This is a genomic window from Rhodopirellula sp. SH410 (assembly GCF_055811895.1).
On the sequence record NZ_CM147949.1, the window covers coordinates 5,885,243 to 5,902,577 of the forward strand.

Sequence of the window (17,335 nt, forward strand, 5' to 3'; positions counted from 1 at the left end):
ATCCCCGGTGATCTCGTCAACATCACCGCTGTCAATCTAGATTAGACAGCCAAGGAGCGGGCCAGCGTCACGTCTCCGTGATGGAATCGGTCCATGGCGATGATCTCACCGAAACGCTCTGTGATGGCTTCCATGATCATCGTTGCGGCTTCGTCGCGGGAATCAGCAACCAAGAAATGACGGGCCACGGCGATGACGATCCACGGGACCGACTGCGGCATCGCGTCGATGACTAGGAGGTAGTTCCGGCAGAGCTTTTGCGATTGTGTATGGTCACTCTCGGTCGCGTGCGCTGAGCCCTTCCAGGTATCCGATGTGAAAAACGTTCCGCATCGCCGCAAAAATGAACTCGTCGTCTTCGCCGTCATCGTCGTCGAGTCCTTGGCCATCTGTTGCCAATCGTTGGGCCCGATTCCCGCTGGCCGAAGCAGCTCGGCAAGCAAGGGCTCCTCGCCCCGTTCCGATTCGACCGGTGCATCTCCTGGCGAGAGAGGCATTCGCTCAGGTCTCTATTGAGGAAGCCATGATTGTGTCGCGACGTACTCAAGACGTTCGTCGTCCGAATCAGCCTTCTGAATATTCTCGGCAACTATCGCCAATCGTCTGCATCTCCAGTTTTCCGCATCGATCGCGTTAGGCTCTGCCGCAGTGGCACCGATACGAGTTCCGCCGTGCTGCCTCTGGGGACTCGTGAACAACGCCCCTTGGGGATCTTTCGTGCCGATCTCATCTCGTTCACTCGCTACTACGAATTCCTGTCTCAAATCGTCGATTGCGACAGCACCGACTTGGAGAAACTGAATCTGTGCGCACGACACCTCGCACCACTGCTTCGCGAGGATGCCGCCATTGATGAACCCATCGACTTGGCGTCAGTGGACATGCCCCATTTCCGCCTCTCGAAGATCAAGCAGCAAGACTTACTGCTGGTCAAAAAGGTTGTCACAGGTCTCCAGGTTGGACCCGACATCGGGGCGAGCAAGCCAGATTCCAAGCAAGAGGTGATGCTCCCTTCTCCGCTGCCAGGCGTATCGAAGAGCGGTTTAAAAGCCGGATTTTAAAAAGCCAATTGCAGGCGACCGTCTGCCGAGACGGACGTGACCTAGACTGCGGAACATTGACTGATCGAGTCCTGGATCCCGTCATGCGTAGCGGATAGCCATGCGTACGCATGGCTATCCGCTGGTCACGTGATGAAAAAGCCAACTTGCTGGTTGGACTGGCCGCCTGACTTGCGGATAGATCGAGCATTGAACTTTCGCACCACACTCTGGCCTGTGTGACGAGTGATGCAGCAGCTGCGCCGAATATCATTCTACTGCGTAGTATCCGCGGGATTCTAGTCCCGGCATGAACTGGCGACCACTTTGGGGACGCAGATGCACCGGCGGTTTCGCTCATGCAGGGAAAGAAAATTCCATCTGATAGTTCAAGTATCTTCGCCATTACCAGAGTGCAAAAAGTCGATCCCCCACATCTGGTCCGCGAACGATTGAACGTCGACCGTCTCGAAGACGTATCGTTTCGCGAAGCTAGCTCCCTGATTGACGACCTCAAGCGTGGGCCGGGCGATGTGCGGTGCTGCCTATCGAGCATCGCGTTTGAAGGCAGGGTGTCTACCTATCTCAAGCGCGTAACACGGAGACTGCAGAAAATGGAAATCGCCCTGAAATCTAGCGAAATCCGGTGCCACCGAGGGCAGACGGTTACCGGGCAGGCAGCTCAATGACGGGCCGCAGGCCGATGTTGCCGCTGCGGGTGTCGGGCTCGTAACTTTGCCGCCAATAAGACGTCGCAGAGAATGGCGGGTTGGAATAGCCGCCGCCGCGGATCACCTTGCGGGAGCCATCGGTGGGGCCTCTGGGGTCAGCTTTGCCGGATGAGGCGTAGAAACCCGGGGAAAACCAGTCTGAGCACCATTCGGCAACGTTCCCGTGTACCTGGTAGAGGCCGAACGGATTGGGTTGGAATGAATTAACGGGCTCCAGCTTCATCTCGCGACCGCTGATCCTGAGGCTGGCCTGACGCGGCCCGATCTCGTCACCGCTCCAAAATCGAGTCGTCGTGCCGGCTCGGCAGGCATACTCCCATTCGGCTTCAGTGGGCAGACGGACGTTACCGCCTTCCGGGATGTTCGTTCCGGAATTGGATAAGCGATCGCAAAAGTCGACGCAGGCGTCCCACGGAATCTGTGTAGCGGGAAATTTGGTTCCGTCGCCCGTGACGGGTGTCAATCCGCCTCCCATGACATCACGAAACTGCTTCTGCGTCACCTCGTAGGGGCTCAGGTAGAACGGCTGCGTGATCGTGACCTGATGAGCCGGTCGACTGGCGGCAGCCCATTCCTGCTTGTTTCCTGGCATCATCGGCAGCGTTGCCGGCATGCCCATTTCAAAAGTGCCCGGCGGAATGAGAACGAACTCAAGCTGAAAGGCTCGATCGTTGGGCATCCCAACCGTGATCATCTCCGGCAGCTTTCGGTCGTTGCTCCAAGCCTGGCGAACGGGTCGAATGTCCGTCGCGGTGAGAGGTGCCGTTAACGGAGCCGAACCGGTGCTGGTCCCTTGGCTGATCGGCTCTTGCTCATTCGGGGTCTGCGCGGTGTTCTCAGCAACCATCGGCGCGGCAATGGTCGGCGCAGCAATGGTCGGCTCGATATCGTTGTTTTTAGCAATGCGGTCCTCGATTTGTACCGTCAGCTGGTCTTGGCCTGTGACCGTGATGCTGGCGGGGCTGAGTCGACGATGATCAGGGCCTTCGAGTGACAGCTTGTATGTACCCCGATCAACGACGAACTTCGCCTGATCCCCAAGTTCAACCGATCGAACTTCCCCATCCTCGCTGGTGATCCGAATGACGTCACCGGGTTGGTGATTCTCGACAAAAACGGTGGCTTGGCGGTCAGTCTTGAAGAGGATCTGAAATGCGGCGAATCCACCCGCCGCGAGCATCAGCGCGACCAGAATTAGCCCGCCGATGCCGCGACGTCTTGGCTTCGGTTTCGGTTTCGGTTTCGCAGCGTCTGCCGGTACAGCTGTGCGTATGCGAGGGAATGCCCGCTCGGTCTCTTGAGTACGTGAAACCGGCGGAGGTGGCGGAACGATCGGAGGAGCGTCCACTTTCAACGGCGCGTGCGCCGGCAGGTCCGGATACTCAAGTTGCTCCAGCAGCACGATGACGGCGTAGACGCTTTGAAGGCGATCCTTCGGTTTCTGCTGCGTCAATCGCTCCGCGAGTGCAGTGAGCTTCTGGACGGGCTCGGTTCGCTTCGGTTCTGTGACAACTTCAGGCAACTTGCTGAGTAAATACATCAGCACGCGGCCCACTGAGTAAATATCTGACCGGTGGTCGATCGAAACATTCCCCAGCGTCTGCTCGGGCGACATGTACCCCGGGGTCCCGGCCCGAGATCGCGGGACCGTCTTTCCGGATTCAGTCGCCAAAGTCAGTCCGAAATCAATCAGCTTGATCGTGCCGTCATGAAGCCGCATGACATTTCGCGGTGTGACGTCCCGATGCACGAAGCCCTGCGCGTGAAGTTGATCCAGACCCCGGCAAGTACCGAGCAGAATCTCAATGACCTCGGCAGTCGCGCCGATCTTCTGGTGCTGCCCTAACTCGTGAAGCGACTCGCCTTCTAAGTATTCCTGGATCAGGTAGTGACACCCTTTGTCCTCCCACGCATCGTGGGCCAGCACCAGGTTGGGATGCCCCAATTGGCCAGCGGTCTCAATCTCTTTGATGAACTGGTCGTAGGCCGCCGGATCTTCCTGTCGGAAACTGCGAATGACTTTGACGGCGGCCCGCCGTTTCAGCTTCGTGTGCTGTGCCTCGTACACCTCACCCATGCCGCCCATGCCAATCAGCCGAGTGACGTTGTATTGCCGAATCGTGCACGGCAACTGGAGGACAGGTTCTCGCCGGGACGCATTGACCTTGTTCGAGAAGAAATCAACGACCGAAACTGCTGTTTCGTTGAGTAACTCCCTATCAGTGAAGACTTTCGCTTGTTTCAGGTCTTCCGGGGTGATCCCGGCGATCAAGTTGCGAAAGTTATCGTCAGGCTTCTCGATGCCAAAGAAGATCTGCTGGCATTCCGGGCAAGAATCCAGGTGATCGTACAATTCGTCGATCTCGTCGCCGTAGATTTCTCCCCTGCTAAGGCGAATCAAGTGCTCCCGCTCAGGGCAAGTTGGTGATGCGATCATTTGCAGACAATGTGAATGAGTTTTCAGTCTTCGAGGAAATGCCCTAGCACATGCCTATCGCGTGACCGTAACACGAAATTGAGCAAACTATGACTTCGGGGCAAAATCATCCCTGAGGATTTCTCGCAGTTTCGCTTTGACTCGACTCACGCTCATGCGGATGTTTTCCAGCGTCACGCCCAGATCCGATGCAATGTCGGCAGGATCCTCATCATTCAACTCTCGTCGCTCAAACATCTCCCAGGTCTTGGGTTTGACCTTGCTCCGAACGATGTTCATCGCGGCACTGACCGCCTCTCTGAGTATCTTCAAATCCTCGTCGTTGCTTTGGCCCTCTTCGCCAGCGGAATGGTCCAGCATGGACTCGACCAGCGGATCCTCCACCGCGTCAAAGTAAGCAGGGTCAAACTCGAGTTTGCCCTCGGGCCGTTTTCGGCGGTAGTCGGCAGCCTTCCAGCGGACGATATTCCGCATCCAGCCCCGAAACTTGCCCAACTTGGGATCTCGTTCGAATTTACCGATACTCCCGTATAGTGAGTTCAAAACGTCCTGTAGCACATCGTCGACTGCCTCGCGTGGCACCCCCTCGTGCCGAATGTAATACCTCAGCCATTTCGAATAGACGGCAACAAACTCGTTCCACCGCTCTGGCGAGAGCCCCTTCAAGTCAACGATCATGCTGGATCGAGTTGCCAATCTGGACTGAGATTGAGAGTGCGATGGCGGCGTGGAATGTTCATCGTGTCGCATCGGAACCCCACTATGCTCATCTTTCTCTGGTCTCTCGCTTCTCGTCATGCTCACGCTCCTGTTGCTCGGGATTTGAGTTTCTCGTACAGCCCCAGTTGATTCAATATCAGACCTTTCAGGCTTTCGTGGACTTCCGCTGAGTTCAATGCATTGCTGCTCAGTTCGACCTGTACATCTCTCGCGTCGATGATTTTCTCAATCAAAACGACATTGTGATACCAAGGAATGCCAAGCAAGAACGAGGAAGACGGCTGATCCGGCTGGGCGGGCAATTGTGCCACGGCCTGCGGCGTCAGTGGAGTGAGACCGTTGTGGGTTCTGCCCCCCAAAGGGTAACAGAGTCTGCGGAGGAACACAGCAAGGAAGGGCCAGCCCTCCAGTACCTAAGGCCCGAATCCCAGGGAGTCCTTGTATTGCCGCCGCATGCCCGTCAGCCACCACATGGGCCTGGGGGCCATGAAATGCCAGTTCGGTGCCCCTGAGGCTCTGCGAATCTCCCGACGCATACATCGACTACGCCTCGCGTCCGGAAGCAGGGTGCTTCGAGGTAAAGTGTTCGGCGCCCACCGACATCACGCAGCCGGATTGGGCTCAGTGACGCTTTGACTGCTCGGCTGCCTGTCGGCAGATTTTGATCGGAGACTGCACTTCAAAATCCGGCTTTTAAACCCGGATCGCAGGCAATCGTGGGGACCAGTCTTGCCTCAATCAGGCGCGGCGTGCATTCGGGAAACCGTCCGGCAAGCAGGCGGCAGAGATACCTGAGTTATCGTTTGCTCTGAGGAGCCGGGGCGCACCGGCCGATCCCGGAGATCTTCAACACGGATTGCCTTAACGAGTGCTTTGGCTCGCCTGTCGACATTCCCTTTGCTGACCTTGCCGTTGTCGCCCGTCACTTCAGCCATCAAGCCCACTTCGCCCACGTGCTCCTCGACTAGCTCATCCAGTTCGCTCGACTTGGCTTCCTTTCCGATTTCCAGTTGCTGTAGCCGTTGCTGCCTCGTTCACCGCGAATGCAGCAGCCGCGAATCCGGCCAAAGCTTTCATTTCGTCATCAGCAATTGCGAAGTTGGCGTCAGCTTAGTTGGCTCCCATCGCTAAGGGTGTCCTTATCCCGTCTGAGGCCGCTGGTAGCTTCTTTGAGTACTGAGACTGACCCGAGGCAGCAGATTCCGCCAATCATCTCAACTGCGTCACAGGGGCTTCCGCACTGCTACTAATCCGGCAATCCGAAGTCCGCGATCAGAGCCAAGAGAAACAGGCAAGATGAAGCCATTAACCGCCTTTCAGGCTCTGCCAGCACGGCACCATGGGAAAATTCTACCCTTCGTGTTACGCCCGTGCGATAGGTATTGGGCGAGTCCAGCAAGGGTAGTTTCTCCTCACTAGAGAACGACTGTGTGGGTGCAACAAAGGGTCCAGAAAGCAAAACCCGAATGGTGTTTTCTCCATTAGAGACCCCTGCACACCCTACACACCCGACACAGCACCTCGGTTGGACTCGATTTTCAATCCCAAGAACCCATAACGAAAGGAGGACTGACCGTGACCGATGCTGTTTTGGCCAAGAGGGAGAGAACAGCATTGGGCCCATTGAGCTGATGGGCACCCGAGCGATGACGTCCCTTCAGCCCGGACGTCTTCGCGTGACGACTGCGACCACCAGGTTGCAGGCACATCGGGAATGGGCCGAATTACCTGTCACAGCATCCGCTGGCCATGAACTTTGACGGGCGGCTTGGGAGTCTCCATTAGGGATTCTCCCTTGCCAATAGGCGATCTCGCTTCGGCAGGATTGCTCCTCGAAGTCGCCTCGTAGGCGACGATCAGCTTTCGAGGATCCAAGGACGGAAGGACCAGTTTGTACGTGGTGTCAGCCATCGTGGCGCACCGCAACCTCACAACATCAGTCTGCAAGGTGCAGTGAACCATGATTACGCGAACATCGCTGACGTCAATCGCTGTGCAAGGTGTGACGGGTGTGTGGGGGTCAAACGACTCTTTCACAGAAAGTTTAACCTTGTTTTCAAAAGTAACTAAAGAGGCACCAGATGTTTCGAAAGTGTTTCAGGGCCCGATCCCCCGCCCAAAGGTGTTTTGGCACGATGAGTCTCCAGATTCCGAGAACTTTGGGGTCCTCGGCGAGGCTTTGGCTCAGTCGCCTGACTTGTTCCGTCAGCCTGGCTATGACGGTGGTCTGTTCTTGGTGCTGCCTGATGGCAGTTCCCGGAGCATCCTCAAGGGGAGACCGCTTGCCTCGGTGATAGCCGATCGCATTGATTTGCATCGGTTCCACAACGGAAAGCCGAAATCCTGCAGTATTTCCAACGGGATGCTGGAAGTAATGCTTCACGCCGAAGTGTTTCTGTCAGAGTTTCGTCTCATCGATCGCGTCGCTTCGCAGCCCGAGTATCTGCCAGGATTCATTCTAACGAATCCCGGCTACAACGACGGCGGTGACGGGCATCGTTGTTTCTTCGTCGGCGACTCTCCGGAGTCTTCGGATTCGATGCAACGGATTAACACGTTTCTGGACGTCATGGACTTCCAGACGAAATCCGATCGGGCGAATGCGGTTGCCGGTTTGTTGACGGTTGCACTCAGGCACCATTGGCCTGGTGGCAAGCCGATCATTCTGGCGACGGCATCCAAGAGCCACAGTGGCAAGGATACGGTGCTTGACTTCATCGCGGGTCAGACGCCCAAGACGTCCGTCAGCTGGGAACCAGCCGACTGGGCGACTCAAAAGGCGATTACCATCGAGCTCAATACGGATCCTTCCCTGGGGATGATTCGACTTGAGAATGCTCGAGTGAGTGGAAGCTCGAAGATCGCATCGGCGTTTGTCGAGCGATTTGTCACGAATCCGGCGCCGTCTCTGTACTCTCCGGGGTGCGGAGCAGAGCCACGTCGGATCCGCAACGACATCGTGATGGCGATATCGACGAATTTCGGCGTGTTGTCTGAGGACCTGTTGAATCGCGGTTTACCGATTCATCTGGAACCGAAAGGCAGCATCACGGATCGTCAGAGTCCGATCGGGAGCCCGCAAGAAGAGTACCTGCCTCGTTATCGTGAAGAAATTGCCGCCGAAGTCCACGGCATGATCGAACGTTGGCGAGTCGCGGGTATGCCACTGGATTGCTCCAGAAAGCATTCCCGCAGGGTATGGGCTCATCACATTGGAGGCATTTTGATGGTCAATGGTGTCGAAGGATTCCTCGACAACTATGGCGACCGTCGCATCGCGGATGACCCGATTCGCAGTAGTATCGCTGTGTTAGGTTCGCATTTGCTCGGCAAGTGTTTACCGATCAGCGATATCGTGGTCGAAGTCGACCGCCTTGGCCTGATGGACCCTCTCGTTCCAAAGCACGAACGCAGTAGGTTCGAGGCACAAAAGCGTGGACTCGGCAAAGTGCTGAGTGTTCATGCAAACGAGAACTTCACCGTTCAATCGGAAGATGAGCGTGTCGACTTTCGACTGGAGAAGCAGAGGAGGCGGTTCGAGCAAGGAAAGCCCGAAACTCGATACGGCTTTGTCGTCGCCAATAAGGCGGAGCCAGATGAGGTCGACGGTCCCGAGGATCTGACGGAACATGTGATCGACCGGGAGATCCCAAGGATCACCTGATTCTCGACTTCGATATGATGGCCTAAGCTAGGCCTGTCGGCCCGCTGGCTGCGTGATTCGCAGTTGGCGGGCCTTTTTCGTTTGGGCCCGTCAGGGCACCCGAGATGAGATAAGTCTACCAAATTGTAGAACGATCACATGTGACCTTTTTGTGCTCAAGCGATCAAGTATTTGGGTCGTCGTAAGTCCCGGGAGGCGTAGGAAGCCTCTCACGCCACGTTGGGCCCTACTTCGACTCAATTTCCACGCGATCCTGTTTGAGGCCCTGAGCGAGCCAGCTGGCCCTGTCTCCGTCGATTTCTACGGCTGACCGTCCTGCGATGCCGCGATGGTGCCATACCATGGCCCTACGGCTCACGTAGAGACCGAGCTCGGCCTTGGAGGCCCCAATGTTGTCGTCGACGTTGCGTCGGGCGTGGTGTTGTGCTTCGGCAGAGATCCTTCGTCATCGGTACTGCCTCCAGTTTGGCAGTCCACGTCGCATTTTCTTCGTCGCCTTCTCCGGGGCAAACTGCTCGGGATCGAACTCGCCCCGCCACGCTAACACATCTTCGTGTTGTTCGTGTTCTGGATCGCGATGGCTTCGAGGTATTCGGCGTACCTCGTCAGTCCGAATCGATGTCTGGTCTGGAGTCACACCGACGAGGACGGCATCGCCGACATCGCGTTAATCCCTGAGAGCTACTGGGCTAACTTCGCTGAGACCACGGCCGCCACGTTCGGCGAGGTCGTCGACGTCGAAGCAGGGGAGCACTACTCAACTCACGGCGTTCAGTATCCTCACCAAGCCCCCGGCAATTACGATCAAGACGGTTTCCGTATCGTCGTGAAACGCCGAGGATAGTCAGACCGTCACGGGACTGATTAGCTTTTAAGGTAGAATTAGTGTACTTCATAACCTCCAGTTATGAAGAAGGGGGCTCGTTAAGATGCCCACATGCTTGTTCGGATAGAAAGAGACGGAGGCAAACAAGGTCGAAAACTAGGCGTCTTAAAAGCCGGATTTTAAACGACCTTCAGAACAACGGCATTGGCACCCTGAAGGTTAGGTAAGACTTCACGCTCCAAAAAAACGTGCCATCTTACCTAACCTTCAGGCGAGATGACGCGGGTTAAAATCCGTCTTTGAAAGAGTCGGTCGTTGTCGTCCCTATACCAGCACAAACAAGCATGTGGGCATCTTAACGAGCCCCCTTCTTCATAACTGGAGGTTATGAAGTACACTAATTCTACCGACCAACCTCCTCTAACCCTGAAGACCCTATGCGTAAGCCGTTTGACCTTACCGCCCCTGTCGTCATGAAGGGGGCCATCAAGCACAGGTTTGCTAAGCCTGAGTTCCCGACTCTCGCCAAGATCGCGAAGGTATGCGTTACTGACGTGATGGTGAACGATCCTGAGACGCCCTTGATTAAGAGCACTCTCGGTGCGACGTTAGCCTTGCAGTTCGCGGTGCGTGGGCATTACTTTCAGGCGACGCAGTTCAATCCGTCGAAGGCGTTGGATTACGCCTACGCCCTGAACTGCCCGCCCAGCGGTTTCCACGTCACCCCGTACACCAAGCTATGTGGGAATCCTCGGGTGTGTCCTTGGTGTTTCTTTCGACGGATGCTCAAGGTGTTCAACCGTCGATAATCGTTTTCGACCTCATTGCCCTCGGTGCTCTGATCGAACCAGCGAGAACCACACAACTCCAGCAACTCGTCATCCAGTTCGGCCGCCCGCGCCGCCCGGGTCGAGTCGAGCAAACGCCCATCGGCTTTGATGCGTTTGGCAGCGTTGCAGATTTCCAGCAAACGATCGGCGAATTGGCGATACGGCACGTTGTCGGGTTCTTACTGCGTCAGCTTGATCGCCTTGGGGATCAAGTCAGCCCAACAAGTCTGGGACTTGGTAAAGTTCTGGTACACCGCCGCGTCGTCGCTGGTCAACACTCCGGCGAACGTCTCCTTGTCCAGGATCCTGCCAGCGTCTGTCCGTCTTTGTGAACGCCGTAAAGCAACACGGTCAACTTGTCACTCAGGAAAGCCCAGACGCTGTTGATGCTCCAAGAAGTCTCGTCGGTATGCACCACCGCGCTGTGGGCCAGCAGCGTGCAGAGATGATCGAACTCGCTTTCCCACGCGGCAGCGAGTTGATTGAGCAAGGCGTCCGCTTGGCTCTTACGAAGCTTCAACTGTTGAAAGAACGACAAGACCGCACAAGCCTTGTCGATCGACAATCCCAGGCAGAATACTTGATAGGCCAATGCGACGATGATTTCGATTCCGAATTCACCACGACCGATCGCACCGGCAGGCTTGCCGAATAGGTTGCCCGACCGGAAGACCTCGTAAGCGACCAGCACGGCTCGTTCGTTCTCCTGTCGCCACATCACCCGGGTGTGGGAAAGGCGGCAGTCTGCGGTGGGCACACCCTCGGGGAAGACCTGCTCCGTTCGCTTGGCGAGCTTGACTTTGTCAGCGGTGCTGATGCGTCGCTGCACGCCCATCTGCCGACGGTTCGGCGAGCGTCTTGGCAGTCCTGCGACATCAGGAGCCACTGGAGGCCCCTGTGAGCGTACTGATGGGGCGGAAAGTGCATTCCTCGTCAATCGCCTCCCTGAGGCCTCCAGTGGGCTTCTCGTGGCCGGGTCGCTCTTTGCTCCCGTTCGCCTTCCCTGTTGAAGTCTGCGATACCAAAGCGTCAACCCACCGGTTTCCCACCACAGGCCTTGATGCGATCCCGCTTTCGGTTGACAAACAGGAACAACGATCCATCGGTGACGTTCTTGCCGAGCGACGTAGTGACGATGCCGGTCAGCCCGTCGAAGCCTTTTCGGAAGTCGACCGGGTCGGTACACAGATAGATTGTCGTTCCGGTAGGCAGTTCGATAACGACCGGTCCTCCGTGCCGCCGGCCGAATTTGAATTGGCATCGTGTTGCGGATCGGTCGGCACTTCGATTCGGATGCGAATCCCACCGGGCAGTTCGATGGTAGTGCAGACACGAGGCGGGTCGTCAGGCTTGGTGGCTTGCTCGGCTTCGGTGACTTGTTCGAGCTGGGCTACTTTGGGAGCGAGCATGACAGGCAGGAATGCAGTGGGCGGAATCTTTGATTTTGATCGGGCTCTACTGGCCAGCCCCCGCAGTCTGCGTCGCCAGTAATAGTAGGATGGCTGGGAAACGGCCTCGGCGGCACAGAATGCAGCGACGGTGGTGCCGGACAGATCAAAGCGCTGCAAACGCTCGTCCCAAAGTCGGGCGGTCTCGGACTTGGACATGGGTTTTCTCCGCTCAAGTGAAACGAAACAAAACCCACCAAGCTAAACTCCGCGCCTACCATGGTTCTGGTGTACGGTTACGTACTAAGACTGCCCCAAGGCAGCCGATTCCGCCAACTGGAGCCAATTCATGGCCCTGAAGCTCTCAACTGCGTCACAGGTGCTTCGGCACTGCTACTAATCAGGCAATCCGAAGTCCGCGATCAGAATCAAAGGAAATAGGCTAGATGAAGCCATTAACCGCCTTTCAGGCTCTGCCAGCACGGCACCCTGGGGAAATCCTGAGATCTCGTGTTGCGCCCCTGCGATAGGTATTGAGCGAGTCCAGCAAGGGCTGTTTCTCCTCAACAGAGATCCCTGCACACCCTGCACAGCACCTCACCACGGCCTCCTATCATCAGTCCACCAGGCGCAGTGAAACATGACTACTCGAACATCGCTGACGTCAGTCGCTAAGACGGGTGTGTGGGGGTCATGCAAAGCTTCAGAAAACAGTTTGCAAATGCTCTCCAAAGGAACCAAACATGTACCAATTGCCTCGAAAATGCGTCGTGGGCTAAATGGCTACCTTCACAAAGACCACGGCCGCCACACTCGGCGAGGTCGTCGACGTCGAAGCGGGGGAGCACTACTCGACTCACGGAGTTCAGTACCAACACCAAGCCCCCGGCGATTACGACGAAGACGGTTTCCGTATCGTCGTGAAACGCCGAGGATAGTCAGACTGTCAGGACCCCGGTCTTCATGGGGTCCTGTTTTAGCTTTTAAGGTAGAATTAGCATTCTATTTCTAAAAAAGAAATAGAGTAGGGCTCCTGAAGATGCCCACACGCTCGGGTTAGTATTAATAGAGATAACCCGAGGCAAACAAAGTCGAGAACCAGGCGTCTTAAAAGCCGGATTTTAAACGACCTTCAGAACAACGGCATTGGCACCCTGAAGGTTAGGTAAGACTTCACGCTCCAAAAAAACGTGCCATCTTACCTAACCTTCAGGCGAGATGACGCGGGTTAAAAGCCGGATTTTACAGGGGTGACCGCCAACGTCTCCCTCTTAATAATAATACGAGCATAGGGGCATCTTTAGGAGCCCTACTCTATTTCTTTTTTGAGAAATAGAATGCTAATTCTACCTCCTCTAACCCTGAAGGCTCGCATGGCTAAGTTATCCGACTCCGTTGACCCTGCTCTTTTGAAGGGGGTCATCAAGCACAAGTTTTCTAAGCCCAGATATCGAGCTCTCGCCAAGGTCACAAGAGTGTGTGTTACTGACGCGATATCGGCCCATCCTGAGCTGACCACGGCTCGTACTCTTCTTGGTGCGACGGCGACCTTGCAGCGAGCGGTACGCGCTCACTACCTCCAAGCCATAACGTTCAATAAGGATCAAGCACTGAAGTACACGTATGACCTGAACTGCCCGCCCAGCAGTTTCCACGTCACCCCGTACACTAATCTCTGCCAAAACTCCCGGGTGTGTCCTTGGTGTTTCTCTCGGCGGATGCTCGATGTGTTCAGAGTACTGACCAAGCCTCCGCTTAAGATCCAGAAGGAGAGCAAGATTCTGTTGTGGAAACGTAACCTTGGCTTGACCAACGAGCTGTCGTTCCTCCCTTCGACCCGTGGACCACACCAACGGCTTAACGCCTTGGCGACCGTTCAGCTGATGCTTCCGATCTTCAACCCCCACACCCGATCGTTTTACTTGCGACACGTTGGGATTCAGGTGGTCCCGAAAACCACCACCAATGTTGCCGGTAAAGTGAACCACAAGAACGCCGGCCCTCCGTTGGTTGTCGCCGAGACGACCTCGTGCACGCACGACGATATCTTCAAGGTGTTCAGGAACACCGTGAGGGTGCCTTGGATGGACCTGTACCAACCTGACAACTTCCCTCACTTCATTGACTTACTCGACATGTACCCGCGGAAGCAACTGCTGCGGATCAGTCGATACAAACCCTAAGGATATCTCTATGGAGATTGACTCACCCCCGTTTCCGAAGGACTCAACGAACCCGGAGCAGCTGTTCTGGACACTGAGTGCCCTTTTTGATTGGACACTGAATCAGGAGGCCTGGGCGAACATGGAGGCGTCAAGCCTGATAAGGCCGATGTGACGGACTGATCGAGTTTCACTACTCAAATACTCACCGAGTCGCTGCACGGATGGAGATGAGCCGGCGGTTCGGCGAGTGTTCTGGCAGTCCTGCGACACCAGGAGCCGCTGGCGGCCCCTGTGAGCGTCTTGATGGGCCGAAAGTGCATTCCTCGTCAATGGCCGATCCCTCGCCTCCCTGAGGCCCCCTATGGGCTTCTCGTGGCCGGGTCGCTCTTTGCTCCCGTTCACCTTCCTGCGGCCAGGAGCCCGGCCTGACGGGGCCTGAAGGGATAGCCAGCGTCGTTGGGGGTGCAAAAGCGATCAGCGATCGCCGCTTCGACGGCGGTGGCGTCCATCAACCAGTTCACCGTCTCGATGTCCTCTTTGGGCTTGGCTGGTGTCGTTGCCGCTGAATTCACCGCTGTGATGCCTCTCATGAGCGGATAGCGTGTCGGTGCCATCATCTGAATGATGGCCCAGGCCACATCTGTCGGCCCGCTGGCTGCGATCACTCGCAGTTGGCGGGCTTTTGGCTTGAGGCAGAGCGTGGGCGTGTGACGGGCACTACTATGTAACCGTTCACCCGTACCATTCGGCCCGGTGGGTTGACGGCTATTTCTTGAGGCGTCAACGGCGGGCGCGCCGGACTCGCTTGCGGTCGGCTGCTTGTCGGCCTTCGTCTTGTCGGTAGTCATGCGCCCAGCACGCTGCAAACGTGATTCGCGAGTCGCTGCGAACATCGATCTTTTGTAAACCTGACCAGCAGTCGCCGAGCAGCGTTCCTTCGCAATCCGCCAGCACATCATCGGGGCCGTCACGGTGACGACTGACCGTGAAGTCGCACGCGACCACTGGAAAGACGGGAGGCGTAGTAACTCCACATGCTTGCTTGGCTTGCCAGAGGCGATCGCCTTTTCAAGCACCTCGCCGATTCGCTCAGCACGTGGATGATTCGACAAGTCGGGAATCGCCTGGGGCGTGATCAACACCACGCCTGTGTCATCATAGCCCACGCAAGCGTTTGTCTTGAGAAACGGCCGCAGGCGTTCAGCCAGTGGGCGTAGCGCGAACTAGACAGAGGTTTCGATATTCGCCAGCGTGCTACGACTGGGCGTCCAGTCGCTGCCGGCGAACAGGTCTTGCTGGCGGTAGAACGGCAGATGATAGAAGTACTTCCAGGCAATGACTTCGACACCGATTGAAACATCAAAACGATCCCCTTCGACCAGCCCAGTGGGCCGCTCGGAGCTGACGACGCTTTTGTTCTTGTCGACTGGACTGGCTTCTTTGGCGTATTTGGTCACGCGGACTTTCAGCTCCGGCGCAGTGAACTCGAGCGTTTCGACTTCGTCGTAGCCAATTAGGGCTAGTTCACGCTGTCGGCCCGCTGGCTGCGTGATTCGCAGTTTGCGGGCTTTTGGTTTGAGGCAGAGCGTGGGCGTGTGACGGGCGTGCAGGGCGTGTAGGGCACTACTATAGGAAACGTGAAATTAGAAGGCGTTCACGGTTTCCATCGCGACGCCGCCGATCGCCGCGTCGTGTACGTTCCTCGGCGGATTAAACTTTTCGCGACCGGAATCAATCGAGAGCGACGGGTTGTGGCACCCACTGCGCCACTTCGTACTGGGCACGCTTGGCAACTTTTTGGCCCGCCTGCCACGCAAGTTGAGCCTGCTCGTCGCTGAAATGCGACATGTCCAAACCACACTGGTCGGCCAACAGGCGAATCTGTTCAGCAACAACGGGCACCTGAGCCGCCGTGACGCCCACGGCCTTCTGTGCCAGCCATTGGAATCCGATGGATGCGACATCTTTGACCGTCAGTGTCTCACCTTTGTCGCTTTTGCACTTTTGCTCCGATAACTTCGCTTCCAATTTGCACCAGCTCGATTCGCTCAAGCTGACTCGCGTCTTCCCATTGGCCCACCGCACGCGGAAACCAATCCAGTCCACGTGGTCGCCTGATGCGAGGTCGTAAACAGCGTCCTCCTGGCTTTCCTTGATCTTCATTCCGATCGCTTCGATGCGTTTTCGGAGTGCCTCGTAGCATTCGACCGCTGCCTCGTGAGTCTCACAGAAAATCGCGAGATCGTCAGCGTATCGCACGAGCACCGTGCCCGGGAAATTCTTGACCCACCAGTGATCAAGAAGGTGATCCAGATAGACATTCAGGCAGATCGGTGAAATGGCAAGCCCCTGCGGAATTCCGAGCTTGCGTTTCGGGTCAAGCAGCTCTTCGGTCAGTCCCATCACCGGTGACTGATGCAGCCGAGATCGTAGGATTTGCAGCAACCGCTTCTTGGGCACCGTGCCGAAGGCATCACGGATGTCACACGCGACCATGTGGTGCATGCCATTCTTTATCAGCGACTTGGCAGCCATCACACCATGTGCGGGCGACCGCTTGGGCCGGAACCCAATGCTGAGATCGTAGAAATCAGGATCGAGCAGAGGCGTCAACAAGTTCGAGAGATTGCGTGCAACGATCCGCGCTTCGGACATCGGCACCTCGATCGTTCGGAAGCCCGCTTTGCCAGGTTTTGGGATCTTGTACTTCGTAAACTTCCCGCGTCGAAAGCTGCCGTCAAGGATCCGCTTCTCGATGTCACGCAGCCACTTCCATGGATACCAACTTGCAACGGCTACTCGCGGGTCGTCGCCCAAGATTTCCCTGCGACCGATGTCGTCGAGGGCGATACTCAGCATGCGAGGGTTGGCGACGGTACGGAGCAGCGACTGGCAGTGCTCGTGCATCCTTTTTTCCGAGGTGCGAGCCCAGTTCTCGACATCATCCCTGTACGACACCAGTGGCTCGACATCCTCTGAGCGGTTGCCGAGATAGTCGCGTTGCCGATAGCGGTGCCACTGCGGCGAGAGGGATTGGTAGGTCATTGGCTCAGTTCACGGTGATCTGAATGGGGCGTCGAAAAACAACCGGGGCCGAGCAGAACTGCCCAGCCCCGGCTGTCGTGAAAAAACGAGGTTCTGGCGGGAGCCAGAGATAGAGAAGAAAGAAATCCTCTCACTATTTCTGAACTAATCCTTAGCCGGCTCCACACATCGAAAAATCACGTTCAACGTGATCAATGCGTAGATAAAGCGGACCAAGGACTGATGGAGTCACCAAAGTGATATTCCTCTCCATCCAGGAATGAAAAAATGTTCTCCCTTTCTATTAGAGACATAGGGACAAGGGACCAGAAAACAAAAATTCAGACAGTTGTTCTTCTCGACACCCTCCCTCTTTGAAAAGACCTGTTCAACAGACAGAGACCTCAAGGAACCGCAAGTCTCGAAGGTTGTCTCGGTTTCCGAGAGTGGCTTCAAACGATGCGGCAAGGAATCAACTCTTCGGTAATCGAATGTTACCGCTGCTGGTCA

The 17,335-nt window shown here is 56.2% G+C and carries 17 protein-coding genes; 6 read left to right on the forward strand and 11 right to left on the reverse strand.

The features are described from left to right. Positions 1 to 41: 41 nt before the first annotated feature. Positions 42 to 497 (reverse strand): hypothetical protein, encoded by a 456-nt coding sequence (locus SH410x_RS21645; RefSeq protein WP_473670656.1) that lies wholly within the window; start codon positions 495 to 497, stop codon positions 42 to 44. Between the two features lie 30 nt (positions 498 to 527). Here SH410x_RS21645 and SH410x_RS21650 point away from each other — a divergent pair, with 30 nt between their 5' ends. Continuing rightward, positions 528 to 1,061 (forward strand): hypothetical protein, encoded by a 534-nt coding sequence (locus SH410x_RS21650; RefSeq protein WP_473670657.1) that lies wholly within the window; start codon positions 528 to 530, stop codon positions 1,059 to 1,061. A 645-nt stretch (positions 1,062 to 1,706) separates the two neighbouring features. On the opposite strand, the gene SH410x_RS21655 is transcribed toward SH410x_RS21650, so the two are convergent. The 4 genes from SH410x_RS21655 to SH410x_RS21670 all read right to left on the reverse strand — a co-directional run bounded on the left by SH410x_RS21655 (position 1,707) and on the right by SH410x_RS21670 (position 6,839). After that, positions 1,707 to 4,208, reverse strand: coding sequence for an SUMF1/EgtB/PvdO family nonheme iron enzyme (locus tag SH410x_RS21655; protein ID WP_473670659.1), 2,502 nt, complete (start codon positions 4,206 to 4,208; stop codon positions 1,707 to 1,709). 87 nt (positions 4,209 to 4,295) lie between these two features. Further along, positions 4,296 to 4,904 (reverse strand): RNA polymerase sigma factor, encoded by a 609-nt coding sequence (locus SH410x_RS21660; RefSeq protein ID WP_473670661.1) that lies wholly within the window; start codon positions 4,902 to 4,904, stop codon positions 4,296 to 4,298. Between the two features lie 104 nt (positions 4,905 to 5,008). Beyond that, positions 5,009 to 5,239 (reverse strand): hypothetical protein, encoded by a 231-nt coding sequence (locus SH410x_RS21665; protein ID WP_473670663.1) that lies wholly within the window; start codon positions 5,237 to 5,239, stop codon positions 5,009 to 5,011. A 1,420-nt stretch (positions 5,240 to 6,659) separates the two neighbouring features. Then, on the reverse strand, positions 6,660 to 6,839 hold the full coding sequence (locus tag SH410x_RS21670) for a hypothetical protein (RefSeq protein ID WP_473670665.1): 180 nt from the start codon (positions 6,837 to 6,839) through the stop codon (positions 6,660 to 6,662). Positions 6,840 to 7,050: 211 nt separating this feature from the next. Here SH410x_RS21670 and SH410x_RS21675 point away from each other — a divergent pair, with 211 nt between their 5' ends. From SH410x_RS21675 to SH410x_RS21685, 3 genes are all read left to right on the forward strand, one after another. After that, positions 7,051 to 8,592: a hypothetical protein gene (locus SH410x_RS21675; RefSeq protein ID WP_473670666.1), complete on the forward strand. Its 1,542-nt coding sequence runs from the start codon at positions 7,051 to 7,053 to the stop codon at positions 8,590 to 8,592. 577 nt (positions 8,593 to 9,169) lie between these two features. Next, positions 9,170 to 9,436, forward strand: a complete 267-nt coding sequence (locus SH410x_RS21680) for a hypothetical protein (protein WP_473670668.1) — start codon at positions 9,170 to 9,172, stop codon at positions 9,434 to 9,436. A gap of 419 nt (positions 9,437 to 9,855) precedes the next feature. After that, positions 9,856 to 10,227 (forward strand): hypothetical protein, encoded by a 372-nt coding sequence (locus SH410x_RS21685; RefSeq protein ID WP_473670670.1) that lies wholly within the window; start codon positions 9,856 to 9,858, stop codon positions 10,225 to 10,227. A 292-nt stretch (positions 10,228 to 10,519) separates the two neighbouring features. Here the strand turns inward: SH410x_RS21685 and SH410x_RS21690 are convergent, their stop codons facing one another. The 3 genes from SH410x_RS21690 to tnpA form a co-directional block, all read right to left on the reverse strand. After that, positions 10,520 to 11,134, reverse strand: coding sequence for a hypothetical protein (locus SH410x_RS21690; protein ID WP_473670672.1), 615 nt, complete (start codon positions 11,132 to 11,134; stop codon positions 10,520 to 10,522). A 143-nt stretch (positions 11,135 to 11,277) separates the two neighbouring features. Beyond that, the gene (gene tnpB, locus SH410x_RS21695; RefSeq protein WP_473677368.1) at positions 11,278 to 11,466 is read right to left on the reverse strand and encodes an IS66 family insertion sequence element accessory protein TnpB; all 189 of its coding nucleotides are present in this window, start codon (positions 11,464 to 11,466) and stop codon (positions 11,278 to 11,280) included. Next, complete coding sequence (gene tnpA, locus SH410x_RS21700; RefSeq protein ID WP_473670673.1) at positions 11,391 to 11,855, reverse strand: IS66 family insertion sequence element accessory protein TnpA; 465 nt, start codon at positions 11,853 to 11,855, stop codon at positions 11,391 to 11,393. Before tnpA ends, tnpB begins: the two co-directional genes overlap by 76 nt. 560 nt (positions 11,856 to 12,415) lie before the next feature. Between tnpA and SH410x_RS21705 the strand changes: the two genes are divergently transcribed. Both SH410x_RS21705 and SH410x_RS21710 read left to right on the forward strand, forming a co-directional pair. After that, positions 12,416 to 12,574: a hypothetical protein gene (locus SH410x_RS21705; RefSeq protein ID WP_473670675.1), complete on the forward strand. Its 159-nt coding sequence runs from the start codon at positions 12,416 to 12,418 to the stop codon at positions 12,572 to 12,574. Positions 12,575 to 13,009: 435 nt separating this feature from the next. Beyond that, positions 13,010 to 13,819: a hypothetical protein gene (locus SH410x_RS21710; protein ID WP_473670676.1), complete on the forward strand. Its 810-nt coding sequence runs from the start codon at positions 13,010 to 13,012 to the stop codon at positions 13,817 to 13,819. A gap of 380 nt (positions 13,820 to 14,199) precedes the next feature. Here the strand turns inward: SH410x_RS21710 and SH410x_RS21715 are convergent, their stop codons facing one another. From SH410x_RS21715 to SH410x_RS21725, 3 genes are all read right to left on the reverse strand, one after another. Next, entirely contained in the window at positions 14,200 to 14,967 is a 768-nt protein-coding gene (locus SH410x_RS21715; RefSeq protein WP_473670678.1) for a hypothetical protein, read from the reverse strand. Between the two features lie 57 nt (positions 14,968 to 15,024). Next, complete coding sequence (locus SH410x_RS21720) at positions 15,025 to 15,258, reverse strand: IS66 family transposase (protein ID WP_473668466.1); 234 nt, start codon at positions 15,256 to 15,258, stop codon at positions 15,025 to 15,027. 274 nt (positions 15,259 to 15,532) lie between these two features. Beyond that, positions 15,533 to 16,846, reverse strand: a complete 1,314-nt coding sequence (locus SH410x_RS21725) for a reverse transcriptase domain-containing protein (RefSeq protein WP_473670680.1) — start codon at positions 16,844 to 16,846, stop codon at positions 15,533 to 15,535. Positions 16,847 to 17,335: the final 489 nt, after the last annotated feature.

Coding starts and splice junctions, on each gene's coding strand:
- SH410x_RS21645 (WP_473670656.1), bottom strand. CDS start 497: ATGCCTCTCTCGCCAGGAGATGCACCGGTCGAATCGGAACGGGGCGAG.
- SH410x_RS21710 (WP_473670676.1), top strand. CDS start 13,010: ATGGCTAAGTTATCCGACTCCGTTGACCCTGCTCTTTTGAAGGGGGTC.
- SH410x_RS21655 (WP_473670659.1), bottom strand. CDS start 4,208: ATGATCGCATCACCAACTTGCCCTGAGCGGGAGCACTTGATTCGCCTT.
- SH410x_RS21725 (WP_473670680.1), bottom strand. CDS start 16,846: ATGACCTACCAATCCCTCTCGCCGCAGTGGCACCGCTATCGGCAACGC.
- SH410x_RS21670 (WP_473670665.1), bottom strand. CDS start 6,839: ATGGCTGACACCACGTACAAACTGGTCCTTCCGTCCTTGGATCCTCGA.
- SH410x_RS21680 (WP_473670668.1), top strand. CDS start 9,170: ATGGCTTCGAGGTATTCGGCGTACCTCGTCAGTCCGAATCGATGTCTG.
- tnpA (WP_473670673.1), bottom strand. CDS start 11,855: ATGTCCAAGTCCGAGACCGCCCGACTTTGGGACGAGCGTTTGCAGCGC.
- SH410x_RS21705 (WP_473670675.1), top strand. CDS start 12,416: ATGGCTACCTTCACAAAGACCACGGCCGCCACACTCGGCGAGGTCGTC.
- SH410x_RS21685 (WP_473670670.1), top strand. CDS start 9,856: ATGCGTAAGCCGTTTGACCTTACCGCCCCTGTCGTCATGAAGGGGGCC.